The organism is Nocardia sp. NPDC051756, assembly GCF_040681495.1.
Lineage (GTDB): Bacteria > Actinomycetota > Actinomycetes > Mycobacteriales > Mycobacteriaceae > Nocardia.
In genome coordinates this window covers 52,543-75,686 of record NZ_JBFAYV010000015.1, presented here as the reverse complement: position 1 = coordinate 75,686, position 23,144 = coordinate 52,543, and the positions used below count along the sequence as shown (strand labels likewise).

Sequence of the window (23,144 nt, the reverse complement as noted above, 5' to 3'; positions counted from 1 at the left end):
CCAAGCACTTGCTTTGTAGGGCGCTTGCATAAGTGCCCTGACCCGGACGGTAAGGACAGCCGTGACACCCCCTGCACTGACGACACCGCTGGCGCTGCAACATGCCGCGCGCACGTTCGGCACCGCGCCCGCCCTGGCCGACGGCCCGGTGCGACTGGACTGGACCCAGCTGCTGGCGGCGGTCCAGGAGGTGGCGCGGGCGCTGATCGCGCGCGGCGTGCAATCGGGCGACCGGGTCGCCATGTGGGCGCCCAACACCCATCACTGGGTGGTCGCGGCGCTGGCCGCGCACTATGTCGGTGCGTCACTGGTGCCGTTGAACACCCGCTATGTCGCCGACGAGGCCGCCGACGTGCTGGCCCGGGTGGACGCGCGAGCGCTGTTCATCGCAGGCACCTTCCTCGGCCGCGATCGGCTCGCCGAATTGCGCAAGGCCGCACCGGAACTCGATATCGAGACGGTCGTCGTCATCCCGGTCGAGCCGGGCACGACGACCGGCGACGAGACCGCGTTCGACTGGTCCGAGCTGGCCGGGGTCGCCGAGAAGGCCACGCTCGCGGAGGCCGAGGCGCGAGCCGCGGCGGTGAGTCCCGAGGACACCGCCGACATCCTGTTCACCTCCGGCACCACCGGGCGCAGCAAGGGCACCGTGATCGCGCACCGGCAGGCGCTGTCGGTGGTGCGGGCCTGGGCCGAGTGCGCGACGCTCGCCCGCGACGACCGGTATCTGGTGGTCAGCCCGTTCTTCCACAACTTCGGTTACAAGGCGGGCATTCTCGCCTGCCTGGTCACCGGGGCCGCGATCATCCCGCAGGCGGTGTTCGACGTGCCCGCCACCATGCGGCTGGTGAGCGAGGAGAAGATCACCGTGCTGCCCGGGCCGCCGACCATCTATCAGACGCTGCTCGACTACCCGGACCGCACCGAGTTCGACCTCGGCACCCTGCGGGTCGCGGTGACCGGCGCGGCGACCGTGCCGGTGGTGCTGGTCGAGCGGATGCGCGCCGAGCTCGACTTCGAGGTGGTCATCACCGCGTACGGCCTGTCCGAGGCGTCGGGCTTCGGCACCATGTGCCGCCCGGACGACGACGCCGAGACCATCTCCGGCACTTGCGGGCGCCCGATCGCCGACTTCGAACTGCGACTCGCGCCCAACGGCGAGGTGCTGCTGCGCGGGCCGAACGTGATGCTCGGCTACCTCGACGATTCCGAAAGCACCGCGGCGACCATCGATGCCGACGGCTGGTTGCACACCGGCGACGTCGGCACGGTGGACGAGCGCGGCTACCTGAAGATCACCGACCGGCTCAAGGACATGTACATCTCCGGCGGGTTCAACGTGTATCCGGCCGAGATCGAGCAGGCCCTCGCGCGGCTCGACGGCGTCGCCGAATCCGCGGTGATCGGCGTGCCGGACACCCGAATGGGCGAGGTGGGCAAGGCTTTCGTGGTCCGCAAGGCGGGCGCGCAGCTCACCGCCGACCAGGTGCTCGCCCATGCCACCACCGTGCTGGCCAACTTCAAGGTGCCGCGGTTCATCGAATTCCGCGACCAGCTGCCCTACAGCGCCGCCGGGAAAGTGCTCAAGCGTCAACTACGTGAGGAGATTTCGTAATGTCGGAACCGATCCCGGACGAGGGTGACGTGGTCACCTACGAGGTGCGCGGCCGCACGGCGATCGTCACGCTGAACCGGCCGGACTACCGCAACGCGCAGAACTCGGTGATGACCTACGCGCTCGACGCCGCCTTCGAGCGGGCGGTCGAGGACCCCGAGGTCGGCGTGATCGTGTTGGCGGGCAACGGGAAACACTTCAGCGCCGGGCACGACATCGGCACCCCGGGACGCGATCACCACATCCATTACCCGAACAAGGCCGCGCTGTGGTGGGACCACGTCGACCGGGTCGGCGGCGATCAGCGCTTCGCCCGCGAGCTCGAGGTCTACCTCGGCATGTGCCGGCGCTGGCGGGAGATCCCCAAGCCGACCATCGCGATGGTGCAGGGCGCGTGCATCGCGGGCGGGCTCATGCTGGCCTGGGTGTGCGATCTGATCATCGCCTCGGACGACGCGTTCTTCTCCGATCCGGTGGTGCGGATGGGCATTCCGGGGGTCGAGTACTTCGCGCACCCGTGGGTGATGGGGCCGCGGGCCGCCAAGGAGTTCCTGTTCACCGGGGACCGGTTCGGCGCCGCGCAGGCCAAGGAATGGGGCATGGTCAACCGGGTGGTGCCGCGGGCCGAACTCGAGGCCGAGACGCTCGCGCTGGCCGAAAAGATCGGCGCCATGCCGCAATTCGGGCTCGCGCTGACCAAGAAGGCGGTCAACCAGGCCGAGGATCAGATGGGCATGCGCACCGGGATGGACTCGGTGTTCGGGCTGCACCACTTCGCGCACGCGCACAATGCCGAGGTCGGCGCCGATTCGCTAGGCGGTATGAACGCGAAGTCGATGAAGGCGCAGGCGGCTTCGACGGCTTCGACCGGTGAGAACGGGGCGAAGTAAGTGGATCTCGAGATCGACCAGGCGACCCAGGAATTCCAGGCCGAGGTCCGGGAGTTCCTGGCGGCCAACAAGCCCGCGCAGCCGCTGCCCTCGATGGACACCAAGACCGGGTTCGAGGCGCACCGCGCCTGGGAGCGCACCCTCGCCGATGCGCGGCTCTCCGTCGTCGCGTGGCCGCAGGAGTACGGCGGCCGCGATGCCTCGCTGCTGGAGTGGGTGCTGTTCGAGCAGGAGTACTACGCCGCGGGCGCGCCGGGGCGGGTGAGCCAGAACGGCATCTTCCTGCTGGCGCCAACGCTTTTCGAGCACGGCACGCCCGAGCAGCTCGACCGGATCATGCCGCGGATGGCGCGCGGCGAGGACATCTGGGCGCAGGCCTGGTCGGAGCCGGAGGCGGGCAGCGACCTGGCCGGCATCCGCTCGACCGCGCGCCGGACCAACGGCGGCTGGCTGCTGAGCGGGCAGAAGACGTGGAGTTCGCGAGCGGCCTACGCGGACTGGGCCTTCGGGCTGTTCCGCAGCGATCCGGAGGCGGAGCGGCACAAGGGGCTGACCTATGTGATGTTCCCGCTGTCCGCGGATGGGGTTGCGGTGCGGCCGATTCCGCAGTTGGACGGCGAGCCCGGCTTCGCGGAGATCTTCCTCGACGAGGTGTTCGTGCCGGATCGCGATGTGATCGGTGCGCCCGGCGAGGGCTGGCGGGTGGCGATGAGCACGTCCAGCAATGAGCGCGGCCTGTCGCTGCGCAGCCCGGGGCGGTTCAGCGCGACGTCGCAGCGGTTGATCGAGCTGTGGCTCGAGACCGGCGACGAGGCGAACACCGGGCAGCGAGATGCCGTGGTGGACGCCTGGATCGGCAGCGAGGCCTACCGGCTGCACACGTTCAGCACGGTGACCCGGCTGAACGAGGGCGGCAAGCTCGGCGCGGAATCCTCGATCACCAAGGTGTTCTGGTCCGAACTCGACATCGCCATGCACGAGACCGCGCTGGAGGTGCTCGGCGCGCACGCCGAACGGTCCGGATCGTGGACCGACGGCTATCTGTTCTCGCTGTCCGGCCCGATCTACGCGGGCACCAACGAGATTCAGCGCAACATCATCGCCGAGCGGCTGCTCGGACTACCGAGAGGGAGCAGCCGATGAGATTCGCGCTCAGTCCCGAACAACTCGACTTCGGCACCAGCGTGCGCAAGCTGCTCGACGCGGGGCGCACACCCGCCGCCGTGCGCGCCTGGGCGACCGGGGATCCGCGGCCCGGACGCGGGCTGATCCGTCAGCTCGCCGGGGCGGGGGTCCTCGGTCTGGCCATCGATGACGAACACGGTGGGGTCGGTGCGGAGCCGATCGATCTGGTGGTCGCATTCGTCGAACTCGGCCGCGCTGCCGCGCCGGGTCCGCTTGTGGAGACCGCGGCAGCGATACCCGCTCTGCTGCAAGCACTTCCGGACCCGGAGCTGGCCGCGCGCTGGTTGCCCGGTTTCGCCGAGGGCACCGAGCTGGGCACCATCGCTTTCGCTTCGCCCGACCACAGCGCGGTGGCGCTGGACGCCGACAGCGCCGAGGTGGTGTTGATCGCGGACGGGGGTCAGCTGCACGCCGGGCATCGGACCGGGCTGGTGCGGTCGATCGATCCGGCGCGCCGTTTGTTCGCCGTGGCACCTGATGAGTCGGTCGCCGAGGGCGTTGCCGACGCGATTGCCACCGGGTTCGATACCGGCGCACTGGCTTGCGCAGCACAGCTGCTGGGGGCCGGCCGCGCGCTGCTCGACTCCACTACTGGATATGCCAAGCAGCGCAAGCAGTTCGGCAAGCCGATCGGCGAATTCCAGGCGGTCAAGCAGAAACTCGCCGATGTGCTGATCGGCCTGGATCTGGCCGAGCCGCTGCTCTACCGCGCCGCGCTCACCATGGGCGAGCCGACGCGTGGCCGCGATGTCTCGGCCGCCGTGATCGCCTGCGGCGACGCGGCTTACCGGGCGGCCAGGGCGGCGCTACAGGTGCACGGCGCGATCGGTTACACCGCCGAATACGACCTGTCGCTGTGGTTGACCAAGGTCACCGCGCTCCGGTCCGCCTGGGGCACACCGGATCTGCACCGGGCGCGGATCGCGCAGGCGCTGCGCGCCGATCGGCAACTTCGAGGGACGGCATGACCAGCACCGAACATCAGGAGTTCACCGCCTCGGTGCGCGCTCTGCTCACCAAGCACGCCGGGTCGGCCGCGGTGCGCGCCGCGATGGACACCGAACTCGGCTATGACCCGGCCCTGTGGCAGCGACTGTGCGAACAGATCGGCGTCGCGGCGCTGGCCATTCCCGAGGAATACGGCGGCATCGGCGCGAGCCTGGTCGAATCCCTGCTCGTGGTCGGCGAACTCGGCCGCACCCTGGCCGGTGTCCCGATGCTCGGCTCCGCGATCCTCGGCGTGCAGGCCGTGCTCCTGTCTGCCGACGAAGAGGCATGCGGGCGGCTGCTTCCCGAGGTCGCGGAGGGTTCGCGCACGCTCGCGGTGTGCTGGGCCGGCGAAAACGGCTGGGATGAGCCCGGAGTCCACGAAGCGGACGGAACCCTTACCGGCACAGCGCGATACGTGCTCGACGGCAGTATCGCCGACACACTGATCGTGATCACGCCGACCGGGTTCTTCGAGGTCGACCCCGCCGCAACCGGGGTCACCCGGCGCGTGGTGCCGACCATGGACCCCACCCGCAAACTGACCGAAATCACCTTCGCCACGGCCGAAGCCCGCCGCCTCGGCACCGCCGGCCTGCAACCGGCCAGCGCCCGCCTGCGCGAAATCGCCTGGGCCGCAATCGCCGCCGAGCAGGTGGGCGCCGCCGAACACTGCCTGAACATGACGGTCGACTACACCAAGTCCCGAGTCCAATTCGGCCGCCCCATCGGCAGCTTCCAGGCCCTCAAACACCGCATGGCCGACATGTACGTCCTGCTCGAATCGGCCAAGTCCGCCTCCGCCGCCGCCACCCTCGCGGTAGCCGAGCGCACCCCCACCGCCGCCGAAGACGTCTGGGTCGCCCGCCTGCACTGCTCCGACGCCCTCACCACCATCGTCGCCGAAACCGTCCAACTACATGGCGGCATAGCCATCACCTGGGAACACGACGCCCACCTCTTCTTCAAACGCGCCCACGCCAACACCCACCTCTTCGGCACACCCGCTCGCCCGGTCGCACACAGCTCCTGAATCTCCTGGTCAAAGCCTCGGTATGCGCTGCGTACCGGGGCTTTGCCGTATTCGTGACCGAGTTCACGGGACATATATAGTTAGCTTATGTAATAATATCTAGGTGCAGCAGGCTCAGGTGAACACAGCGGATGACATTGTCGTCGATCTACTCGTAACCGCGGGCAGGCTCACTCGGCTGGCCGGGGTGATCAGCGGCGACGACCTGCCGCGGGCGGTGTTGCGGGCGCTGGCGGTGCTCGACGAACACGGCGCCGTGCGGGTCAGTGAGTTCGCCAGGATCGACCGATGTTCGCAGCCGGCGGCAACGACGCTGATCGGCAGGCTGGTCGCGGATGGTTTCGCGACCCGGCGCAAGGACTCGGCCGATTCCCGGGCCGTCGTCGTCGAACTCACCCCGGCCGGACGCAACCGGCTCACCCAGGCGCGGCAGGCCTTCGCCGCCGCGCTCACCACGCGGCTCGACGGGTTCGACACCGCCCGCCTCGCCCGCATGGACACCGATTTGAACGAACTGCTGGAGGCCCTGAAAACGGCTACGCCACAGCATCATCCGATATAGAGGGAAGATCAATGAGCACACTGGCTCCTGATCGCGCCGCCGGCGCGGAACCCAGCACGAGCAACCGGCAACCGAAAGCCGTTTGGGCCGTGGCGTTTGCGAGCGTGATCGCATTCATGGGTATCGGGCTCGTCGACCCGATCCTGAAACCGATCGGCGAACAACTGCACGCCTCGCCGTCGCAGGTGTCGCTATTGTTCACCAGCTACATGCTCGTGACGGGCGTGGCCATGCTGATCACGGGCGTGGTGTCCAGCCGGTTCGGCGCGAAGAAGACGCTGGTCGCGGGTCTGGCCATCATCATCGTGTTCGCGGCGCTGGCCGGGTTGTCCGACACCGTCACGCAGATCGTCGGGTTCCGCGCGGGCTGGGGTCTGGGCAACGCCTTGTTCATCGCGACCGCACTCGCCACCATCGTCGGCGCGGCCAGCGGCGGCGTCGCGCGGGCGATCATCCTCTACGAGGCCGCGCTCGGCATCGGCATCGCGACCGGCCCGCTGCTCGGCGGCGTGCTCGGCGGAATCAGCTGGCGTGGACCGTTTTTCGGCGTCTCCGTACTGATGGCCGTGGCCCTGGTCAGCATCGTCGTGCTGCTGCCCGAAGGCCCGAAGCCGACGCACCACACCTCGATCGCCGCGCCGTTCCGCGCGCTACGTCACCGCGGCCTGCTGACCGTCAGCCTCACCGCGCTGCTCTACAACTTCGGCTTCTTCACGCTGCTCGCCTACACCCCGTTCCCGCTGGACATGGGCACCTACGCGATCGGCTTCATCTTCTGCGGCTGGGGCATCCTGCTCGCGCTCTCCTCGGTGTTCCTGGCGCCGCGGTTGCAGCGGCGGTTCGGTTCGCTGCCGATGATGGGCCTGTCCATCGCGCTGTTCGCCGCGGACCTCACGGTGATGGCGGCGTTCGCCGAGCACAAGCCGGTGCTGATCATCGGCACCGTGCTGGCCGGGCTGTTTCTCGGCGTGAACAACACGCTGATCACCGAGGCCGTGATGATCTCCGCGCCGGTCGAGCGGTCGACCGCGTCGGCGGCCTACAGCTTCGTCCGCTTCGCCGGCGGCGCGGCCGCGCCGTACCTGGCGGGCAAGCTCGGTGAGCACAGCGTCGCGCTGCCGTTCTGGGTCGGCGCCGCGTGTACCGCGGGCGCGGTGCTGGTCCTGCTGGCCGGGCGCGCGGCCCTCGCGCACATCGACGACCACGACCCGGAGCCGCACAGCGTGGCCGAGGCCGAAGCGATCACCGTCGGCGACTGAACCGCACCCACAGCTGCCTGGACCCGCACAGGGTTCAGGCAGCTGTTCTGTCTGCGATAACTGCTCGGATAGCTGCCCGGGAGTACCGTCGGATGTCATGGGCGATGCGCAGCGCGGGCGGGTAAAGATCGAAACCAGCCAGAAGCGAGTTCGGGTATTCCTCGGCGGCCGGGTGGTGGCCGATACGGCGCAGCCGGTGCTGGTGTGGGAAGGTCCGCACTACCCGACCTACTACATCCGGGCCGCGGATCTCCAGGCGAAACTCGAGCCGACCGGCCAGTCCCACCACTCCCCCAGTCGCGGCGACGCGACCGAGTACGACGTAGTCGTGGATGGCACCACCGCGGCCGCTGCCGCGCTGCGCTATCACGAATCCCCGCTGACCGAGCTGAACGATCTGGTCCGGCTCGACTGGAACAAGATGGACGAGTGGTTCGAGGAGGACGAGCCGGTCTACGTCCACCCGCGCGATCCGTACTCCCGGGTCGACATCCTCGGCAGCTCCCGGCATATCCGGGTGGAGATCGACGGCGTCACCGTCGCCGACTCGCACTCGCCACGCATTCTCTTCGAAACCGGCCTGCCCGCAAGGTATTACCTGCCGATGACCGACGTCCGGATGGACCTGCTGCACCCCTCGGACACCCACACCAGCTGCCCGTACAAGGGCACCGCCGATTACTGGACGGTCCGCGTCGGCGACAACGAGTACCAGGATTATGTGTGGGGCTACCGCACGCCGCTGCCGGAAAGCCAGAAGGTCGCGGGACTGGTCTGCTTCTACAACGAGAAGGTCGACACCTACATCGACGGAGAGTTGCAGGAGCGTCCGAAGACGCCGTTCAGCTGAGTTACCGGTAGCCGCTCAAGCCGTCGGCCAGTTCCTCGGCGTCGCCGTCGCGGTGGGCGTCGAGGGCCTGCTGGAGGGCGAAAGTTCCTTGAATGGTGGCTATTCGGCCGGCGAGGTCGCCGCTCGTGGAGTCGGTGAGAACCAGCAGTCGATCCAGGATGTCCGCGCCGTAGCCCGCACCGAGCGCGGCGAAATCCTCGGCCGGGTCACCGAGGCATACCCCGTCCCAGTCGACGACGCCGCGCAGTACGGGCAGTCCACCTACGTTGTCCCACAACAGGTTTTCACCGCCGAGGTCACCGTGCACCAAACCGTCGGTCAGATGCGGCAGCGAGGCGAGCGCGGAGAGTTCCCGCTCGGCCCGGTCCCGTCCGGCGATATTCATCAGTGGATACAGCTCGCTGCGGACGTCCTCGGCGAAGCGACTCCATCGATCGGCAGGGATGGCCGAAAGCATCTCGCGGACTCGTTGGTCACCACCGGCGATCGACAGCTTGCGCAGCAGGTTATGGCATTGCCGAGCAACAGTTTCCGCGACACCGGGATCCTCGAGCATCCCCTCATCCAATGGCGCACCCGCGACCTTGGTCATGACCAAGTAGCCCCCATCCGACGGCCCGATCGACAGACACTCCGGCACGGCCACGCCGAGATCGAGACCGGCCAGCGCCCGCAGCACCGCCCCACGCGCCGGCAACCGTCGCGCAGCAGCATCGGTCCGCGCAAAACTGACCACCCGCTCCGACCCGACGACCACGTAATGAAACTGCCCCTCACGCACCGTCACCTCGGACAGCCGATCCCCCGGAAGCAACCGGCCAAGCACCTCCCCGAATGCATCGATCATCTGCGCCGCGTTCACCTCCCGAACCTACTGCCGCACCAGACCGCTCAAAGATCGCGAGACACGAACTGACAGGTGCACTTCGCTTATTTCGCCTCGAAAATGTCGGTGAGCACGTCGGCCATGCTAGAGGTCTGCGCACCGACGGCGAGTCGGGCAGCGGCTTCCCGCGCCAACATTCCGTCTTCGGCGTCATCGACCGCTTCCACCACGGACAAGGGAACCAACGCGGCGGCAGGGATCCCATCGCGGAGAATGATCACAGGTTCACCAGCCTCGGCGGCATCGATGCATTCCGCCAGGTTGGCACTTAGATCGCAGCTGCTGATCTCACTCACATCCGGAGCGTACGCACCACGATGTGCACGGCGGCCTAGATGGCCATTCCTAGTGTCAGACGGAGACTAGTGGGGGCTGTTTTTCGGGTCGGCGGTATTGGCCGGGGGCGCGGCCGTATTCGCGCTTGAAGGCCTTGGCGAAGGCGAATTCGGAGGTGTAGCCGACCTTGCGGGCTACCGTGCCGAGGGGGGCGTCGGTGTCGCGGAGTAGGCGGGCGGCGGTGAGCATGCGCCAGCGGGTGACGTAGGCGAGGGGTGGTTCGCCGACGGTGGCGGTGAAGCGGCGGGCGAGGGTGGCGCGGGAGACGCCGGCGATGTCGCTGAGGTCCGGGACGGTCCAGGGGCGGGCCGGTTCTTCGTGCACGGCCCGTAGCGCCGCGGCGACTGCGGGATCGGCGAAAGCGCCTGCCCAGCCGGTGGATCGGGCGTTGGACTGCTCATCGAACCATGCGCGCAGCACGAAGAGCAGCAGGGTTTCGAGGATGGCCGGAACGGCGGCGTCGCTGCCGGGGCGTGGTTCGGCGATTTCGGCGGCGAGCAGGTCGACCGCGCCGCGCAGCGCGGGATGACGACCGGGGCGGGCAGGCAGATGGATGAATTCCGGTAGCTCGTCGAGCAGCGGGTGGGTGCGTTGTCTACCGAGTTCATATGCGCCGCAAAGCAATGCGGTGCGCACCCCGGCTCCGACGACCTCTCGCGGCTCCCCTGGCTGCGCCTTCTCGGTGACCGGGCTGTCGAGGCTGTCGATCAGGACATGGTCCGCGCCGCGCGGCATGAACACGACGTCGCCGACACCGAGCGCCATCGGCGTGCCACCCGGCGGCACCAGCCAGCACGAGCCCTGCAACACGACGTGGAAACCGGCGCCGGGCACGACCGGATAGTCGCGACCCCACGGGGCGTGCCGGATGAACATTCCGGAGGTCGGGCTGCCCGTGCGGATGGCGGCGATGGTTTCACTGAGAACGTCCACTCGTTCACCATAGCGCTCCACAATGAGTGTTTGAGATATAGCAGCGAGTATTACAGCCATTGGTTAACTCATACAGCGCTCATAGATTGATTACATGACATCAACGAGCCCTACCGGACCCAGCAAGAACATCGCCGTCTACGGCGCCACCGGCATCACAGGCGGTTACGTCCTCACCGAACTGCATCGTCGCGGACTCACTCCAATCCTGTTGGGCCGCAACGAATCCCGCATCCGCGCCGACGCCGTCTCCGCCGACCTCCCGAACGCCGAGATCCGGGTCGCCGACCTCACCGACCACGACGCCCTGGTCGCCGCGTTCACCGGCGCGGACGTAGTGATCAGCAGCCTGCCCGCCTATGTGGAGCACGGTCCGGCGGTCTTGTCCGCGGCGATCGACGCCGGCGCGCACTACACCGACATGTCCGGCGAGCAACTGTTCCTGAAGCAGGTGTTCGACGAATTCGGCCCGCGCGCCGAGGCGGCCGGGGTGAGCCTGGTCTCCGGCGTCACCGACAGCAATCTGCCCGGTGACCTGCTCGGTTACCTGACCACCCGCCGGGTGAACGGCCCGGCCGAGGTCGTGGTCAGCCATCTGAGCAAGAGCGGCGGCAACGGCTCCAAGGGCAGCGCGAAGACGGTGCTGGCGAGCCTGGATTGGTTCCGCAGCGGCGGCTGGAACTACGCGGACGGCGAATTGCGCACCGGCGCAACGGCTCGGCACTCCTCGATGACCTTCCCCGGCGACACCACGCCGACCGCGGTGGCGAAATTCCCGCAGCCGCCGGTACTCACGATCCCGCGCCACTCCGACTTTTCCTATGTCGAAGGCGTGCTTGCCACTTCGATCCTCGCCACCCTGAGCGGCTTCACCGCGGAGATCATCGATTCGCTGCCCGACGCACCGAGCGCGGATCTGCGTTACGACCTGGTCGTCGACGCGTTCGGGGTGGACGGTCGCACGGTCCGCGGTGTGGTGAGCGGCGTGCACTCGTACCGCGATTCGGCGCTGATGGCAGTGGAGGTGGCCACCCGGCTGGCGGAAGGCACCACCAAGCCGGGCGCGCTGGCCCCGGCCGAAGCCTTCGACGCGACCGAATTCCTCGATGCGCTGACGCCTTTCGGCATCACCTGGCGCATCGAAGAACTCTGATCCGGAAAGGCACCGGCGTCTTTGGGGTGAGTGACCGGACTTGAACCCGCGACCTCCTGGATCACAACCAGGCGCTCTGACCAACTGAGCTACACCCACCATGGTGTTCAGCCACGGTAACGCGGTAGTTCAGCTCCGGTCACCTGATTTTTCACCGGGGACGCCCCGCACCGCCGCGCACGAATCAGGCATAGTCATGGGATGACCGACAATCGACCCGAACTCGCCGCCGCCCTCGACCTGTCACCGCACCCGGAGGGTGGCTGGTTCCGCGAAACCTGGCGCAGTGCCGTGGAATTCAAGCCGGAGGGCTATGACGGCGCACGGTCCAGCGCGACCGCGATCCACTTCCTGCTACTGCCCGGCGAGCAGTCCGCGCCGCACACCGTCCGCTCCGACGAGCTGTGGCTCTGGCATCGCGGCGGCCCGCTGGTGCTGAACATCGGCGGCGAGGAGATCGTGCTCGGGCCGGATGTCGAGCACGGCCAGGTGCTGCAGGCCGTGGTGCCGGGTGGGGTCAGTCAGGCGGCGCGACCCGCGGGCGACGAATACGTGCTGGTCAGCTGCTTCGTCTCGCCCGGTTTCGACTTCGCCGACTTCCAGATGGACTGAACTCACTTCCCGGCGTACTCGCGCCGCGTCCGTTCGACGAGTTCGGCGACGCCGAGCACCTCGGTGACACCGGACGCGGCGTGGCCGGCACTCCAGATGTCCGACCACTTCTTCGGTGCGGCGGGATCGGCGAAATGCGCTGCGGTGTCGAAGGTTCCGGCACGCAAGGCGGCGACATCGATGCCGAGCGACTGCATCGAGCCGGCCAGCATGTTGGTCGGCAGGCCGGTGAAAGCGGAGGTCAGCACCACGTCGTCGAGGCTGGACGCGGCGATCAGGTCCTTGTGCGCGGGCGCGGCCATGCTCTCGGCGGTGGCGAGGAACTTGGTGCCCATGTACGCGAGATCCGCACCCAGGGTGATCGCCGCGCGCAAAGCGACGCCGTCGGCGATCCCACCCGCCAAAACGACCGGCCCATCGAAGAATTCGCGCACCGCGCGGACGAACGCGAACGGATTCGCCCAGCCGGTCTGCCCGCCCGCACCGGCGGTGAGCAGGATCAGCCCGTCGACGCCGCACTCGACCGCGCGCAACGCGTGATGCACCGAGGCCACGTCCGCGAGGACCAGCGAGCCCACCTCGTGCAGCGGGCCGACCACATCGCGCGGCGTCCCGACCGAGGTGATCACGATCTCCGTCGGCTGCTCGCGCAACACCTGGAGATCCGGCAGCAGCCGCGCATTCCCCGGGTGCACGATCAGATTCGCCGCGACCGGGGCCGGACGGGTCCCGTTATCCGATGCCAACGCGGCATCGATCGCCGACAACCACTCCGACAGTTGTTCCGTCGTACGGGCATTCACCGTGGGGAACGCGCCGATCACGCCCGCCCGGCAAGCCGCGATGACCAGCTCCGGCCCGGAGACTTGGAACATCGGTGCCGCGATCAACGGAATCGTCAGCCGCGCCGCAAGTTCGGTGAATCCAGCCTGAGTCATGCCCGGACAATAGAGCAGCAGGTGACTAGTCCGGAACCTCGACTACGCCTTCGTCGACCGCCCACTTAATTGTCTTCTCCAACTGCGGGCAGGAGTCGGGGCGACCGAGGCCGCCCCCGTTCCGGCTGAGTTCGGCGAAGACCGGGCAGTGCGTCTGCGGCGGCTCGGTCCACTGCACCGAGGTCTGGTGCGAACTGCTCTTGCGCACCAGCACCCGGCTCTGGCAGGCCTGACACGCCAGCGGTGTCAGGCCCTGTTCCAGATAGCGCTGCTTGTCGACCACGGTCTGGGCGCGCACTTCGGCCTGCCGCGCCGGTTGGTCGGCGAAGTCGGGTGCTTTCGCCCAGGTGGCCGCCATCAGACCCCGGCCTCCGCCTGGTCGGTGGCGGCGGCCGCGGCCTCGTCGGCCTCGCGCTTGCGACGCAGGTTCTCCGCGACCTCGGCCTCCCACACCTCGTTCGCCTTGGTGGTGTCCACCTCGAACTCGAAGCGCTGGGTCATCTTGTCGGTGACGTCGGCGAGGTCGACGTAGAACTGGTCGTACCAGCGACGCAGCTGGTAGACCGGGCCGTCCTCCTCGCACAGCAGCGGGTTCTCGACCTTGGACTTGTGCTTCCAGATCTCGACGTCCTGGAGGAAGCCGACGCTGATGCCCTCGGTCATCTTGGCGGCCAGCTTGTCCGCCATCTCGCCCTCGACGCCCTGCGGCTTCTCCAGCGTGATGCCCCATTGCAGCACGAAGGAGTCCTGGGTCACCGGATAGTGGCAGTTGATCAGGACGCTCTTGACCTCGTAGCCGGTGTACAGGTTGACCAGCGGATTGATCATGTAGGACGGCCCGAAGTACGAGGCTTCCGAGGTCAGCGTGGTGTCGCCGCCGTATTTGGACGCCATCCCGATGTCCGGCCTGCCCTTGGTGTTCAAGTACTGAGTGGCGATGTGCCCCTCGAAGATGTTCTTGAAAAAGGTCGGGAAGGCGAAGTGGATGTAGAAGAAGTGCGCCATGTCGACCACGTTGTCGATGATCTCGCGGCAGTTCGCGCCCTCGATCAGCATGGAGTTCCAGGTCCAGTCGGTCCAGCCGCTGTCGAGCTGCTCGACCGGGTTGCCGTCCGCATCGGTGTAAGGGCCCTTGATATGCGGGATGGTCACCTCGGGCGGCGGCTGGCTGCCCTCGACGTCGTGCCAGACGAACAACTGACCGTTGCGCTCCAGCGTGGTCCATTTACGGGTACGCGCCAGTGGCGGCACGCGCTTCCCGTACGGAATCGCGGTGCATTTGCCGTTGGTGCCGGACCAGCGCCAGTCGTGGAACGGGCAGGCGATGTCGTCACCCTTGACCTCGCCCATGCTCAGATCGCCGCCCATGTGCCGGCAGTAGGCGTCGAGCACCCGCAGCTCGTCGTTGCTGTCGGCCCAGATCACGAGCTTGGTGCCGAACACATTCACCGCGTGCGGCTTGCCGTCGCGGAACGACTTGGCCAGACCGAGGCAATGCCATCCCCTCGCATAGCGGGTGGGTACGGTGCCGACGTCTAGCTCCCGGACCTTCGCACCGCTCCCCTGTGGGGTAACTGCCATCGCGAATCCTCCTCCTTCTGTACTAGAACACGTTACAAAAATGTGGCGTTCCACGCCAGCGATTCACGCCACTTCCTGCACATGTCCATCTAGGACACGCGATCGACACCCGTTCTCGACAGAAATAAGAACCTGTTCTAGTCTCAGAAGCAAATGAGTACCGGTTATCCAATTGACCAGGCAGGAGCAGGTCCCGAGATGACGCAAGAAGTGACCGAACGGGTCGACGCGCTGTTGCCGACCCTGCGCGAGCGCGCGCAGGAGGCCGAGGACCTACGCCGCATCCCCGACGAATCCATGAAGGCGTTGCAGGAGACCGGGTTCTTCCGGCTGCTGCAGCCCAAGCAGTGGGGCGGTCATGCGGCCGACCCGGTGGTCTTCTACGACACCGTGCGCAAGCTGGCCAGCGCGTGCGGATCCACCGGGTGGGTGGCAGGCATTGTCGGCGTACACAATTGGCATCTGGCGTTGTTCGACCAGCGGGCGCAGGAAGACGTCTGGGGCGAGGACACCGAGGTGCGGATCTCCTCGTCGTACGCGCCGATGGGCGCGGGCACGGTGGTCGAGGGCGGCTACCTGGTCAACGGCTCCTGGGCCTGGTCCTCGGGGTGCGATCACGCCACCTGGGCGGTGCTCGGCGGTCCGGTGATCAAGGACGGCAAGCCGGTCGACTTCGGCAGCTTCCTCATCCCGCGCGACGACTACCGCATCGACGATGTGTGGAATGTGGTCGGATTGCGTGGCACCGGGTCCAATACTGTTGTGGTGAAGGATGTTTTCGTCCCGACGCACCGCTTCCTCAGCTTCCGCAAGATGAGCGAGCTGACCGCGCCGGGCCTCGCGCAGAACACCGATCCGGTGTACCGGATGCCCTGGGGCACAATCCATCCCACCACCATCGCGACCCCGATCGTCGGCATGGCCTACGGCGCGTACGACGCGCACGTCGAACATCAGGGCAAGCGGGTGCGCGCGGCCTACGCGGGCGAGAAGGCGAAGGACGATCCGTTCGCCAAGGTGCGCATCGCCGAGGCCTCCAGCGATATCGACGCGGGCTGGCGTCAGCTGTCCGGCAATGTCGCCGACGAATACGCGCTGCTGTTGGCCGGCAAGGAGATTCCGTTCGACCTGCGGGTGCGCGCGCGGCGCGACCAGGTGCGGGCGACCGGACGCTCGATCGCCGCCATCGACAAGCTGTTCGAGAGCTCGGGCGCCACCGCGCTGGCGAACGGCACACCGCTGCAACGGTTCTGGCGCGACGCGCACGCGGGCCGGGTGCACGCGGCGAACGATCCGGAACGGGCTTACCAGATGTACGGCCAGCACGAGTTCGGGCTGCCCGTCGTCGACGCGATGGTCTAGGAGCTGCTGTGACCTCTACCGTGGAACTCACCGCGGAATCGACCTCCCGCTTCGCGCAGGTGCGCCCGGATCTGCGGCTGCACTATCACGAGGCCGGCGTCGGCAACGGGCCGACGATCGTGCTGCTGCACGGCGGCGGGCCGGGCGCGTCCTCCTGGTCGAACTTCGCCCGCAATATCTCGGTGCTGGCGCAGAATTTCCACGTGCTCGCCGTGGATCAGCCCGGATACGGACAGTCGGACAAGCCGACCGAGCATCCGCAGTACTTCGTGCACAGCTCCTCGGCGCTGAAGGACCTGCTCGATCACCTGCAGATCAACTCGCGGGTGCACCTGCTGGGCAATTCGCTCGGCGGCGGCACGGCCGTGCGGTTCGCGCTGGACTATCCGGACCGGGCCGGGAAACTGGTGCTGATGGGGCCGGGCGGGTTGAGCACCAACCTGTTCGCGCCCGACCCGACCGAGGGCGTCAAGCTGCTCGGCAAGTTCAGCTACCAGCCGACCAGGGAAAACCTGGAGGCGTTCCTGCGCATCATGGTCTTCGATCAGTCGCTGATCACCGACGAGCTGATCGACCAGCGGTTCGCCGCGGCCAGCACGCCGGAATCGCTGGCCGCGGCCAAGGCGATGGGAAAGTCGTTCGCCGGTGCGGATTTCGAGCAGGGCATGCTCTGGCGCGACGCCTATAAACTGCGTCAGCCGGTGTTGTTGATCTGGGGACGGGAAGACCGGGTCAATCCGCTCGACGGCGCACTGGTCGCGACCAAACTGATTCCGCGCGTTCAGCTGCACGTGTTCGGCGGATGCGGGCATTGGGCACAGTTGGAGAAGTTCCACGAATTCAACCGGCTGACAATCGACTTCCTCGCCGGTTCCAAGGAGAAGTGATGGGGATTCGATCACTGGCTTACCTGCGCATCGAGGCGACCGACATGGCCGCCTGGCGCGAGTACGGCCTCAAGGTGCTCGGCATGATCGAAGGCAAGGGCGGGAATCCGGACGCGCTGTATCTGCGGATGGATGAATTTCCGGCTCGGCTGGTGATTGTGCCCGGTGAGAAGGACGAACTGCAGATCTCGGGGTGGGAGACCGCCAATGCCGCTGAGCTGCAAGACATCCGGACCCGGCTCGAAGCCGCGGGCGTGCCCTACAAGGAAGGCACCGCCGCGGAATTGGCCGATCGGCGGGTGCACGAGCTGATCCGTTTCGACGATCCCTCCGGCAACACGCTGGAGGCGTTTCACGGTGCGGCGCTGGAACATCGGCGGGTGGTGAGCCCGTACGGGCACCGATTCGTCACCGAGGAGCAGGGGCTCGGGCACGTCGTGCTCAGCACCAAGGACGATCAGGCCGCGCTGGAGTTCTACCGCGACGTGCTCGGCTTCCGGCTGCGCGACTCGATGCGGTTGCCGCCGCAGATGGTCGGGCGACCGGCCGACGGCGACCCCGCCTGGCTGCGCTTCTTCGGCTGCAACCCGCGGCACCACTCGCTGGCGTTCCTGCCCATGCCGACGTCCAGCGGCATCGTGCACCTGATGCTCGAGGTGGAGGACGCCGACGACGTCGGGCTGTGCCTGGACCGCGCGCTGCGCAAGAAGGTGCGCATGTCGGCGACCCTCGGCCGGCACGTCAACGACAAGATGCTCTCGTTCTACATGAAGACGCCGGGCGGTTTCGATGTCGAATTCGGCTGCGAGGGACTCGAAGTCGACGACAATGATTGGATTGCCCGCGAATCCACGGCGGTGAGCCTGTGGGGCCACGACTTCACGGTCGGGCAGCGCCAGCAGTGAATGAGAGGGCGAGCGAGACGATGAGCAATCCCGAAATCGACGCACGGGCCTTCCGCAATGTGCTCGGCCAGTTCTGCACCGGCATCACCGTCATCACCACCTTCGACGAGGCCGGCGCACCGATCGGTTTCGCCTGCCAATCCTTCGCCGCCCTCTCCCTGGACCCGCCCCTGGTCCTGTTCTGCCCCACCACCACGTCGCGCTCCTGGGCGGCCATCGAGACCGCCGGCCGCTTCTGCGTCAACGTGCTGGCCGAGGAACAGCGAGAACTGTGCGCCCGCTTCGGTTCCCGCGAACCCGACAAGTTCGCCGGCGCCCCCTGGCACACCTCCCCCCGCACCCTCCCCGTCCTCGACGACGCCTTGGCCACCATCGAGTGCACGGTGGAAAGCGTCGTCCCCGGCGGCGACCACCACATAGTCATCGGCCGAGTCCAAGCCCTCACCGAGTCCACCACCTCCGGCCGCCCCCTCCTCTTCTACCGCGGCCAATACACCGCCATAGAACCGGAAAAGACCACCCCCGCCCCCTGGCGCGCCGACCTCGACCACTTCCTCACCACAACCACCCTCGACACCTGGTTGTAGGCGACAGCGATCGAAAATGGCCGAGAAACCTTGGTTTCTCGGCCATTTCGCGTTCGGTCACCCGCGCGGCTGATGTCGCGGTGGGATACCGCGGCATCAGCGGGGGTCAGGCGGTGGGGACGGTTTCTTTTTCGCGTTGGAGTTCCAGGGCGATGTCGATGAGCTGGTCTTCCTGGCCGCCGACGAGTTTGCGGCGGCCGGCGCGGACGAGCATTTCGGCGGCGGAGACGCCGTAGCGCTCGGCTTGGCGTTCGGCGTGCTTGAGGAAGCTGGAGTAGACGCCCGCGTAGCCCATCATCAGGGAGGAGCGGTCGAGCAGGCATTCCTGGGGCATGGCGGGGCGGACTACGTCTTCGGCGGCGTCGGCGATGGCGTAGAAGTCGATGCCGGTCTTGATGTCGAGCTTGTCGCAGACGCCGACCAGGGCCTCCACCGGGGTGTTGCCCGCGCCCGCGCCGAAACGGCGGGCGCTGCCGTCGATCTGGGTGGCGCCGGCCCGGATGGCGTAGATGGAGTTGGCGACGGCGAGGTCGAGGTTCTCGTGGCCGTGGAAGCCGACCTGGGCGTCGCTGCCGAGCTCGGCGACCAGGGCGGCGACCCGGTCGGTGACCTGGTCGAGCACCAGCGCGCCGGCGGAGTCGACGACGTAGACGCACTGGCAGCCGGCGTCGGCCATGATGCGGGCCTGCTTGGCCAGCACCTCGGGCGGCTGGCTGTGCGACATCATCAGGAAGCCGACGGTTTCCAGGCCGAGTTCGCGGGCCAGGCCGAAGTGCTGGATGGAGACGTCGGCCTCGGTGCAGTGGGTGGCGATGCGGCAGATGGATGCGCCGTTGTCCTGGGAGATCTTGATGTCCTCCTTGACGCCGACCCCGGGCAGCATCAGGACCGCGATCTTGGCCTGGGTCGCCGTCTCCGCGGCGATCTTGATCAGTTCCTGCTCCGGGGTCTTGGAGAACCCGTAGTTGAACGAGGAACCGCCGAGGCCGTCGCCGTGCGTGACCTCGATGACCGGGACCCGCGCACCGTCGAGGGCGGCGACGATGTCGCGGACCTCGGTGGCGGTGAACTGGTGGCGCTTGTGGTGGGATCCGTCGCGCAGCGAGGTGTCGGTGACGCGGATGTCGAGTTCTGCTGAGTAAGCCATGTTTTCGCTCCTTACACCCGAGCCGAGACGATCTGACCGGCGATGACCTCGCCGACCTGCGTCGCGGCGGCGGTCATGATGTCGAGGTTGCCCGCGTACGGCGGCAGGAAGTCGCCCGCGCCCTCGACCTCGACGAAGACCGAAACCTTCGCCAGGCCACCGGAGATCACCGACGGCGGGTCGTACTGCGGGTCGTTGAGCAGCCGGTAGCCGGGCACGTACTGCTGGATGTCGGCGACCATCCGATGGATGGAATCGGTGATCGCGTCGGTGTCGGCATCCTCCGGGATGGCGCAGAAGATGGTGTCGCGCATGATCATCGGCGGCTCGGCCGGGTTCAAGATGATGATCGCCTTACCGCGCTGTGCGCCGCCGATGGTTTCGACGCCGCGACTGGTGGTCTTGGTGAACTCATCGATGTTGGCGCGGGTGCCCGGGCCGGCCGAGACCGAGGACACCGAGGCGACGATCTCCGCGTAAACCACTGGTACGACGCGGGATACGGCGGCGACGATCGGGATGGTGGCCTGGCCGCCACAGGTGATCATGTTGACGTTCGGCGCGTCCAGGTTCGCACCGAGGTTCACCGGCGGCACCACGGCGGGCCCGACGGCGGCCGGGGTGAGGTCCACCGCCCGGATCCCGGCTTCGGCGTACCGCGGCGCGGCGGCGCGATGCACATACGCCGACGTCGCCTCGAAAATCAGGTCAGGCAACTCGGATCGGCCGAGCAGCCAGTCCACGCCCTCGGCGGAGGTCTCCAACCCCAACCCGCGGGCCCGCTTCAAACCCTCACTGTCGGGATCGATCCCGATCATCCACCGTGGCTCGATCGCCGCCGAGCGCAACAGTTTGTAGAGCAGATCGGTACTGATATTGCCGGACCCGACGATCGCGGCGGTGACGGTCCCGTTGTCGGACACCACAAGCCTCCTAGATGAATTGCAAACGGACAGAACCGAGTCCAGCGAACTCGGCATGGAATGCGTCGCCCGGGCGAGCGTCGATGGCGCGGGTGCACGAGCCGGGCAGCACGATGTCGCCCGCCTTCAACCGCACCCCGAAGCTCGCGACCTTGCGCGCCAGCCAGGCCACCGCGATCACCGGGTCGCCGAGCACGGCGTCGCTGCGCCCCTCGGCCACCACCTCGCCGTTGCGGGTGAGCACCGCGTCGATCTTCTTGATGTCGATATCCTTGGGCGCCACCCGTTCCGGGCCGAGCACGTAACCGGCCGAGGACGCGTTGTCGGAGATGGTGTCGGTCAGGCCGATCTTCCAGTCCTTGATCCGCGAGTCGATCAGCTCGATGGCCGGCGCGAACGCGACGGTCGCGGCGAGCACATCGGCCTCGGTGCAGTCCGCGCCGGGCAGGTCGGCGCCGAGCACGAAGCCGACCTCGACCTCGACCCGGGGGAACAGGTAGCGACCGGCCTCGACCGGAACGTCTTCGTAGACTTCCATTTCCGCGAGCAGATGACCGTAGTCGGGTTCGTCCACACCCATCATCTGCTGCATGGCCTTGGACGACAGGCCGACCTTGTGCCCGACGATCCGGGCGCCGGTGTCGAGCCTGCGCCGGATATTGATCAGCTGGATCTCGTAGGCATCGACCACATCGATGTCCGGATGCCGGGCGACCAGCGGATCGATCGCCACCCGGTCGCGTTCGGCGAGCTCGAGCTCATCGGCCAATGCGGTTCGTACCGTGTCGGACAGCACCTAGTTTCCTTCCATTCGATCGAGCGCCCCGAGTTGCTCGGAGGGCACCTGTTCCCCTGCGGCGGACCGGCCGGCCCGGCGACCGGAGAAGATGCAGTCCGACAGCGAAAGCCCGCTGACATAGGACTCCGAGCAGATGCCTACGGCGGTCCGCCCGGCCGCGAAGAGTCCCGGAATATCGTTTCCGGCAGTCGATTTCACCGCGCCGGTGTGTTCGTCCACGACGACGCCGCCGAGGGTGAGCATCGGGCACGGATTGGCCAGGCTCGGCTTGATGCCGACGTCCAGCAGCCAGAACGGCCCGGTGCGAAGCGTTTTGGTGAATTCGGCGGGCTTGCCGACCGGGTCCGGCGAACCGTTCGCGATCGCCGCGTTGTGCGCGTCCACCGTGGCCAGCAGCCCGGTCACGTCGATTCCGGCCTTCGCCGCGACGGCTTCGAGCGTCGCGCCGCGAACGGCGGTGCGGCGCATCGTCTCGAACTGCCCGCGCTGGAACCACGCGCCCTGCTTGCCGATCTGGCCGATCGCGGTCCGCATCAACTCGTCGTCGGCGAGCAACCAGCCCTTGCCGTCGTGTCCGGTGATGAGCGCGTGGCCGACCGCGGCGCCGTATCTGGTCTCGTCGATGACCCGGCGACCCGCGGCATCGACCAGTATCGCGCCGGTGAAAGCGCTGGGCGGCAAGAGGAATCGCCACGCGGAGACATTGCTCATCCGATCGGTGGCCGCGCCGACCCGCTGCGCGAGCTGGATGCCGCTGCCGTCGTCGCCGGTGGTGCCGAGCGCGAGTCCGCCGCGATAGGCCGGGGCGTGTTCGCGCACCATCGCGCGGTTGGCGATGAACCCGCCGGCGCTGAGCACCACGCCACGGCGAGCCAGCACCCGAATCGTCTTGCCGTACTGGCGATCCAACCGGCCGAGGCGCTTCTCCAGCGCGGCGCGCAGCGGCGGGTAGTAGATGCCCGGCTTGGCCGCGACCTTCGCCATGCGGGTGTACCGATCACGAACGCGACCCGGCGCGTCGCGCAGCGACCGGCATTCGATCCCGATCACCGAGCCCGCGTCGTCGACGATCAGTTGGGTTGCCTGCGTGAGGGTTTCGACCCGGACGCCGAGCCGGGAGGCGGCGGCGGTGAGCGGACCCGTGAGCTGCTTACCGGAGGTACCCTTGCCCTTGACCCGATGCCCGCGCTGCGCGGCGGGGATGTCCCGGAACGCGCCGGAGATCTCGCTGCCGGAGTAGTAGAGGTAGTAGCTGTCGTTCGGATACGACGTCTTGTACGGGCACAGCGACGCCTCGAACGGAACGCCATGGCCCTTCAGCCACTCGATCATCGCCGGGCTGCCGTCCACGAACCGGCGCAGCGTCGCCGGCGACACCGCGTCGCCGACCTCGCGCTCCAGGTACGCGAACATCGCCTCGGGCGTATCCGCGACACCGGCCGCCTGCTGCACCGACGTCCCGCCGCCCGCGTAGATGATCCCGCCGGACAGCGCCGACGCCCCGCCGCCGGCGAATCGCTCCAGCGCGAGCACCTGCGCACCGTCGGCCGCCGCCTCCAGCGCCGCGGCGGCCCCGGCCGCGCCGAAACCCACGACGACCACGTCGGCAACCAGGTCCCAATCGAACCCCATGTACTTCACTCCGGTCTGAAACTGAAACGAGTTTCTCAGCAAACGGAAAGCCGAGTAAGTCTTCTGCCACACAACATAGACC

At 67.6% G+C, this 23,144-nt stretch carries 24 protein-coding genes and 1 tRNA gene; 14 read left to right on the top strand and 11 right to left on the bottom strand.

Going from position 1 to position 23,144, the window contains the following annotated elements; translation table 11 throughout:
- Nucleotides 1-61: 61 nt before the first annotated feature.
- From AB0M22_RS41685 to AB0M22_RS41650, 8 genes are all read left to right on the top strand, one after another.
- The gene (locus AB0M22_RS41685; RefSeq protein WP_364738707.1) at nt 62-1,615 is read left to right on the top strand and encodes a FadD3 family acyl-CoA ligase; all 1,554 of its coding nucleotides are present in this window, start codon (nt 62-64) and stop codon (nt 1,613-1,615) included.
- Nucleotides 1,615-2,505: an enoyl-CoA hydratase gene (locus AB0M22_RS41680; RefSeq protein ID WP_364738706.1), complete on the top strand. Its 891-nt coding sequence runs from the start codon at nt 1,615-1,617 to the stop codon at nt 2,503-2,505. Before AB0M22_RS41685 ends, AB0M22_RS41680 begins: the two co-directional genes overlap by 1 nt.
- Complete coding sequence (locus AB0M22_RS41675; RefSeq protein ID WP_364738705.1) at nt 2,506-3,648, top strand: acyl-CoA dehydrogenase family protein; 1,143 nt, start codon at nt 2,506-2,508, stop codon at nt 3,646-3,648. It abuts the gene before it with no gap.
- The gene (locus tag AB0M22_RS41670; RefSeq protein WP_364738703.1) at nt 3,645-4,658 is read left to right on the top strand and encodes an acyl-CoA dehydrogenase family protein; all 1,014 of its coding nucleotides are present in this window, start codon (nt 3,645-3,647) and stop codon (nt 4,656-4,658) included. The genes AB0M22_RS41675 and AB0M22_RS41670 overlap by 4 nt, the downstream gene beginning before the upstream one ends.
- Nucleotides 4,655-5,710 (top strand): acyl-CoA dehydrogenase family protein, encoded by a 1,056-nt coding sequence (locus AB0M22_RS41665; RefSeq protein WP_364738701.1) that lies wholly within the window; start codon nt 4,655-4,657, stop codon nt 5,708-5,710. Before AB0M22_RS41670 ends, AB0M22_RS41665 begins: the two co-directional genes overlap by 4 nt.
- A 118-nt stretch (nt 5,711-5,828) precedes the next feature.
- Nucleotides 5,829-6,272 (top strand): MarR family transcriptional regulator, encoded by a 444-nt coding sequence (locus tag AB0M22_RS41660; RefSeq protein WP_364738699.1) that lies wholly within the window; start codon nt 5,829-5,831, stop codon nt 6,270-6,272.
- An 11-nt stretch (nt 6,273-6,283) separates the two neighbouring features.
- A complete protein-coding gene (locus tag AB0M22_RS41655) occupies nt 6,284-7,531 on the top strand; it encodes an MFS transporter (protein ID WP_364738697.1) in 1,248 nt (415 codons plus the stop codon).
- A gap of 97 nt (nt 7,532-7,628) precedes the next feature.
- Nucleotides 7,629-8,381, top strand: coding sequence for a DUF427 domain-containing protein (locus AB0M22_RS41650; protein ID WP_364738695.1), 753 nt, complete (start codon nt 7,629-7,631; stop codon nt 8,379-8,381).
- A 1-nt stretch (nt 8,382) separates the two neighbouring features.
- Here the strand turns inward: AB0M22_RS41650 and AB0M22_RS41645 are convergent, their stop codons facing one another.
- The 3 genes from AB0M22_RS41645 to AB0M22_RS41635 all read right to left on the bottom strand — a co-directional run bounded on the left by AB0M22_RS41645 (nt 8,383) and on the right by AB0M22_RS41635 (nt 10,536).
- Nucleotides 8,383-9,243 (bottom strand): aminoglycoside phosphotransferase family protein, encoded by an 861-nt coding sequence (locus AB0M22_RS41645; protein WP_364738693.1) that lies wholly within the window; start codon nt 9,241-9,243, stop codon nt 8,383-8,385.
- 68 nt (nt 9,244-9,311) lie between these two features.
- Entirely contained in the window at nt 9,312-9,563 is a 252-nt protein-coding gene (locus AB0M22_RS41640) for a type II toxin-antitoxin system prevent-host-death family antitoxin (protein WP_364738691.1), read from the bottom strand.
- A gap of 55 nt (nt 9,564-9,618) precedes the next feature.
- Nucleotides 9,619-10,536 (bottom strand): AraC family transcriptional regulator, encoded by a 918-nt coding sequence (locus AB0M22_RS41635; protein WP_364738689.1) that lies wholly within the window; start codon nt 10,534-10,536, stop codon nt 9,619-9,621.
- Between the two features lie 94 nt (nt 10,537-10,630).
- Here AB0M22_RS41635 and AB0M22_RS41630 point away from each other — a divergent pair, with 94 nt between their 5' ends.
- Nucleotides 10,631-11,689, top strand: a complete 1,059-nt coding sequence (locus AB0M22_RS41630) for a saccharopine dehydrogenase NADP-binding domain-containing protein (RefSeq protein ID WP_364738687.1) — start codon at nt 10,631-10,633, stop codon at nt 11,687-11,689.
- A 22-nt stretch (nt 11,690-11,711) separates the two neighbouring features.
- Here the strand turns inward: AB0M22_RS41630 and AB0M22_RS41625 are convergent.
- Nucleotides 11,712-11,788, bottom strand: a tRNA-His gene (locus AB0M22_RS41625).
- Between the two features lie 102 nt (nt 11,789-11,890).
- Here AB0M22_RS41625 and AB0M22_RS41620 point away from each other — a divergent pair.
- A complete protein-coding gene (locus AB0M22_RS41620) occupies nt 11,891-12,301 on the top strand; it encodes a cupin domain-containing protein (protein ID WP_364738685.1) in 411 nt (136 codons plus the stop codon).
- 2 nt (nt 12,302-12,303) lie between these two features.
- Here AB0M22_RS41620 and AB0M22_RS41615 read toward each other — a convergent pair whose 3' ends face one another.
- The 3 genes from AB0M22_RS41615 to AB0M22_RS41605 are packed head-to-tail and all read right to left on the bottom strand — an operon-like array spanning nt 12,304 to nt 14,820.
- Entirely contained in the window at nt 12,304-13,239 is a 936-nt protein-coding gene (locus tag AB0M22_RS41615; protein WP_364738683.1) for a nitronate monooxygenase, read from the bottom strand.
- A 25-nt stretch (nt 13,240-13,264) separates the two neighbouring features.
- Nucleotides 13,265-13,597: a hypothetical protein gene (locus AB0M22_RS41610; RefSeq protein WP_364738682.1), complete on the bottom strand. Its 333-nt coding sequence runs from the start codon at nt 13,595-13,597 to the stop codon at nt 13,265-13,267.
- Entirely contained in the window at nt 13,597-14,820 is a 1,224-nt protein-coding gene (locus AB0M22_RS41605) for a Rieske 2Fe-2S domain-containing protein (RefSeq protein WP_364738680.1), read from the bottom strand. The genes AB0M22_RS41610 and AB0M22_RS41605 overlap by 1 nt, the downstream gene beginning before the upstream one ends.
- A gap of 198 nt (nt 14,821-15,018) precedes the next feature.
- On the opposite strand from AB0M22_RS41605, the gene hsaA reads away from it, so the two are divergent.
- Genes hsaA through hsaB form a run of 4 tightly spaced genes read left to right on the top strand, consistent with a single transcriptional unit; the run spans nt 15,019 to nt 18,561 of the window.
- The gene (hsaA, locus tag AB0M22_RS41600) at nt 15,019-16,182 is read left to right on the top strand and encodes a 3-hydroxy-9,10-secoandrosta-1,3,5(10)-triene-9,17-dione monooxygenase oxygenase subunit (protein ID WP_364738678.1); all 1,164 of its coding nucleotides are present in this window, start codon (nt 15,019-15,021) and stop codon (nt 16,180-16,182) included.
- A gap of 8 nt (nt 16,183-16,190) precedes the next feature.
- Nucleotides 16,191-17,069 (top strand): 4,5:9,10-diseco-3-hydroxy-5,9,17-trioxoandrosta-1(10),2-diene-4-oate hydrolase, encoded by an 879-nt coding sequence (hsaD, locus tag AB0M22_RS41595; RefSeq protein ID WP_364738676.1) that lies wholly within the window; start codon nt 16,191-16,193, stop codon nt 17,067-17,069.
- Nucleotides 17,069-17,974: an iron-dependent extradiol dioxygenase HsaC gene (gene hsaC / locus AB0M22_RS41590; protein ID WP_364738674.1), complete on the top strand. Its 906-nt coding sequence runs from the start codon at nt 17,069-17,071 to the stop codon at nt 17,972-17,974. Before hsaD ends, hsaC begins: the two co-directional genes overlap by 1 nt.
- 20 nt (nt 17,975-17,994) lie before the next feature.
- Entirely contained in the window at nt 17,995-18,561 is a 567-nt protein-coding gene (hsaB, locus tag AB0M22_RS41585) for a 3-hydroxy-9,10-secoandrosta-1,3,5(10)-triene-9,17-dione monooxygenase reductase subunit (protein WP_364738672.1), read from the top strand.
- 106 nt (nt 18,562-18,667) lie between these two features.
- On the opposite strand, the gene dmpG is transcribed toward hsaB, so the two are convergent.
- Genes dmpG through AB0M22_RS41565 form a run of 4 tightly spaced genes read right to left on the bottom strand, consistent with a single transcriptional unit; the run spans nt 18,668 to nt 23,062 of the window.
- Entirely contained in the window at nt 18,668-19,708 is a 1,041-nt protein-coding gene (gene dmpG, locus AB0M22_RS41580; protein ID WP_364738670.1) for a 4-hydroxy-2-oxovalerate aldolase, read from the bottom strand.
- A gap of 11 nt (nt 19,709-19,719) precedes the next feature.
- Nucleotides 19,720-20,631: an acetaldehyde dehydrogenase (acetylating) gene (locus tag AB0M22_RS41575; RefSeq protein ID WP_364738668.1), complete on the bottom strand. Its 912-nt coding sequence runs from the start codon at nt 20,629-20,631 to the stop codon at nt 19,720-19,722.
- A 10-nt stretch (nt 20,632-20,641) separates the two neighbouring features.
- Nucleotides 20,642-21,427, bottom strand: a complete 786-nt coding sequence (locus tag AB0M22_RS41570) for a 2-keto-4-pentenoate hydratase (RefSeq protein ID WP_364738666.1) — start codon at nt 21,425-21,427, stop codon at nt 20,642-20,644.
- Nucleotides 21,428-23,062 carry an FAD-binding protein gene (locus AB0M22_RS41565; RefSeq protein ID WP_364738664.1) on the bottom strand — a complete coding sequence of 545 codons (1,635 nt, stop codon included), beginning with the start codon at nt 23,060-23,062 and terminating at the stop codon, nt 21,428-21,430.
- Nucleotides 23,063-23,144 lie beyond the last annotated feature (82 nt).

Coding starts and splice junctions, on each gene's coding strand:
- AB0M22_RS41565 (WP_364738664.1), bottom strand. CDS start 23,062: ATGGGGTTCGATTGGGACCTGGTTGCCGACGTGGTCGTCGTGGGTTTC.
- AB0M22_RS41650 (WP_364738695.1), top strand. CDS start 7,629: ATGGGCGATGCGCAGCGCGGGCGGGTAAAGATCGAAACCAGCCAGAAG.
- AB0M22_RS41655 (WP_364738697.1), top strand. CDS start 6,284: ATGAGCACACTGGCTCCTGATCGCGCCGCCGGCGCGGAACCCAGCACG.
- AB0M22_RS41630 (WP_364738687.1), top strand. CDS start 10,631: ATGACATCAACGAGCCCTACCGGACCCAGCAAGAACATCGCCGTCTAC.
- AB0M22_RS41615 (WP_364738683.1), bottom strand. CDS start 13,239: ATGACTCAGGCTGGATTCACCGAACTTGCGGCGCGGCTGACGATTCCG.
- dmpG (WP_364738670.1), bottom strand. CDS start 19,708: ATGGCTTACTCAGCAGAACTCGACATCCGCGTCACCGACACCTCGCTG.
- AB0M22_RS41670 (WP_364738703.1), top strand. CDS start 3,645: ATGAGATTCGCGCTCAGTCCCGAACAACTCGACTTCGGCACCAGCGTG.
- AB0M22_RS41620 (WP_364738685.1), top strand. CDS start 11,891: ATGACCGACAATCGACCCGAACTCGCCGCCGCCCTCGACCTGTCACCG.
- AB0M22_RS41680 (WP_364738706.1), top strand. CDS start 1,615: ATGTCGGAACCGATCCCGGACGAGGGTGACGTGGTCACCTACGAGGTG.
- AB0M22_RS41665 (WP_364738701.1), top strand. CDS start 4,655: ATGACCAGCACCGAACATCAGGAGTTCACCGCCTCGGTGCGCGCTCTG.
- hsaA (WP_364738678.1), top strand. CDS start 15,019: ATGACGCAAGAAGTGACCGAACGGGTCGACGCGCTGTTGCCGACCCTG.
- hsaB (WP_364738672.1), top strand. CDS start 17,995: ATGAGCAATCCCGAAATCGACGCACGGGCCTTCCGCAATGTGCTCGGC.
- hsaC (WP_364738674.1), top strand. CDS start 17,069: ATGGGGATTCGATCACTGGCTTACCTGCGCATCGAGGCGACCGACATG.
- AB0M22_RS41605 (WP_364738680.1), bottom strand. CDS start 14,820: ATGGCAGTTACCCCACAGGGGAGCGGTGCGAAGGTCCGGGAGCTAGAC.
- AB0M22_RS41610 (WP_364738682.1), bottom strand. CDS start 13,597: ATGGCGGCCACCTGGGCGAAAGCACCCGACTTCGCCGACCAACCGGCG.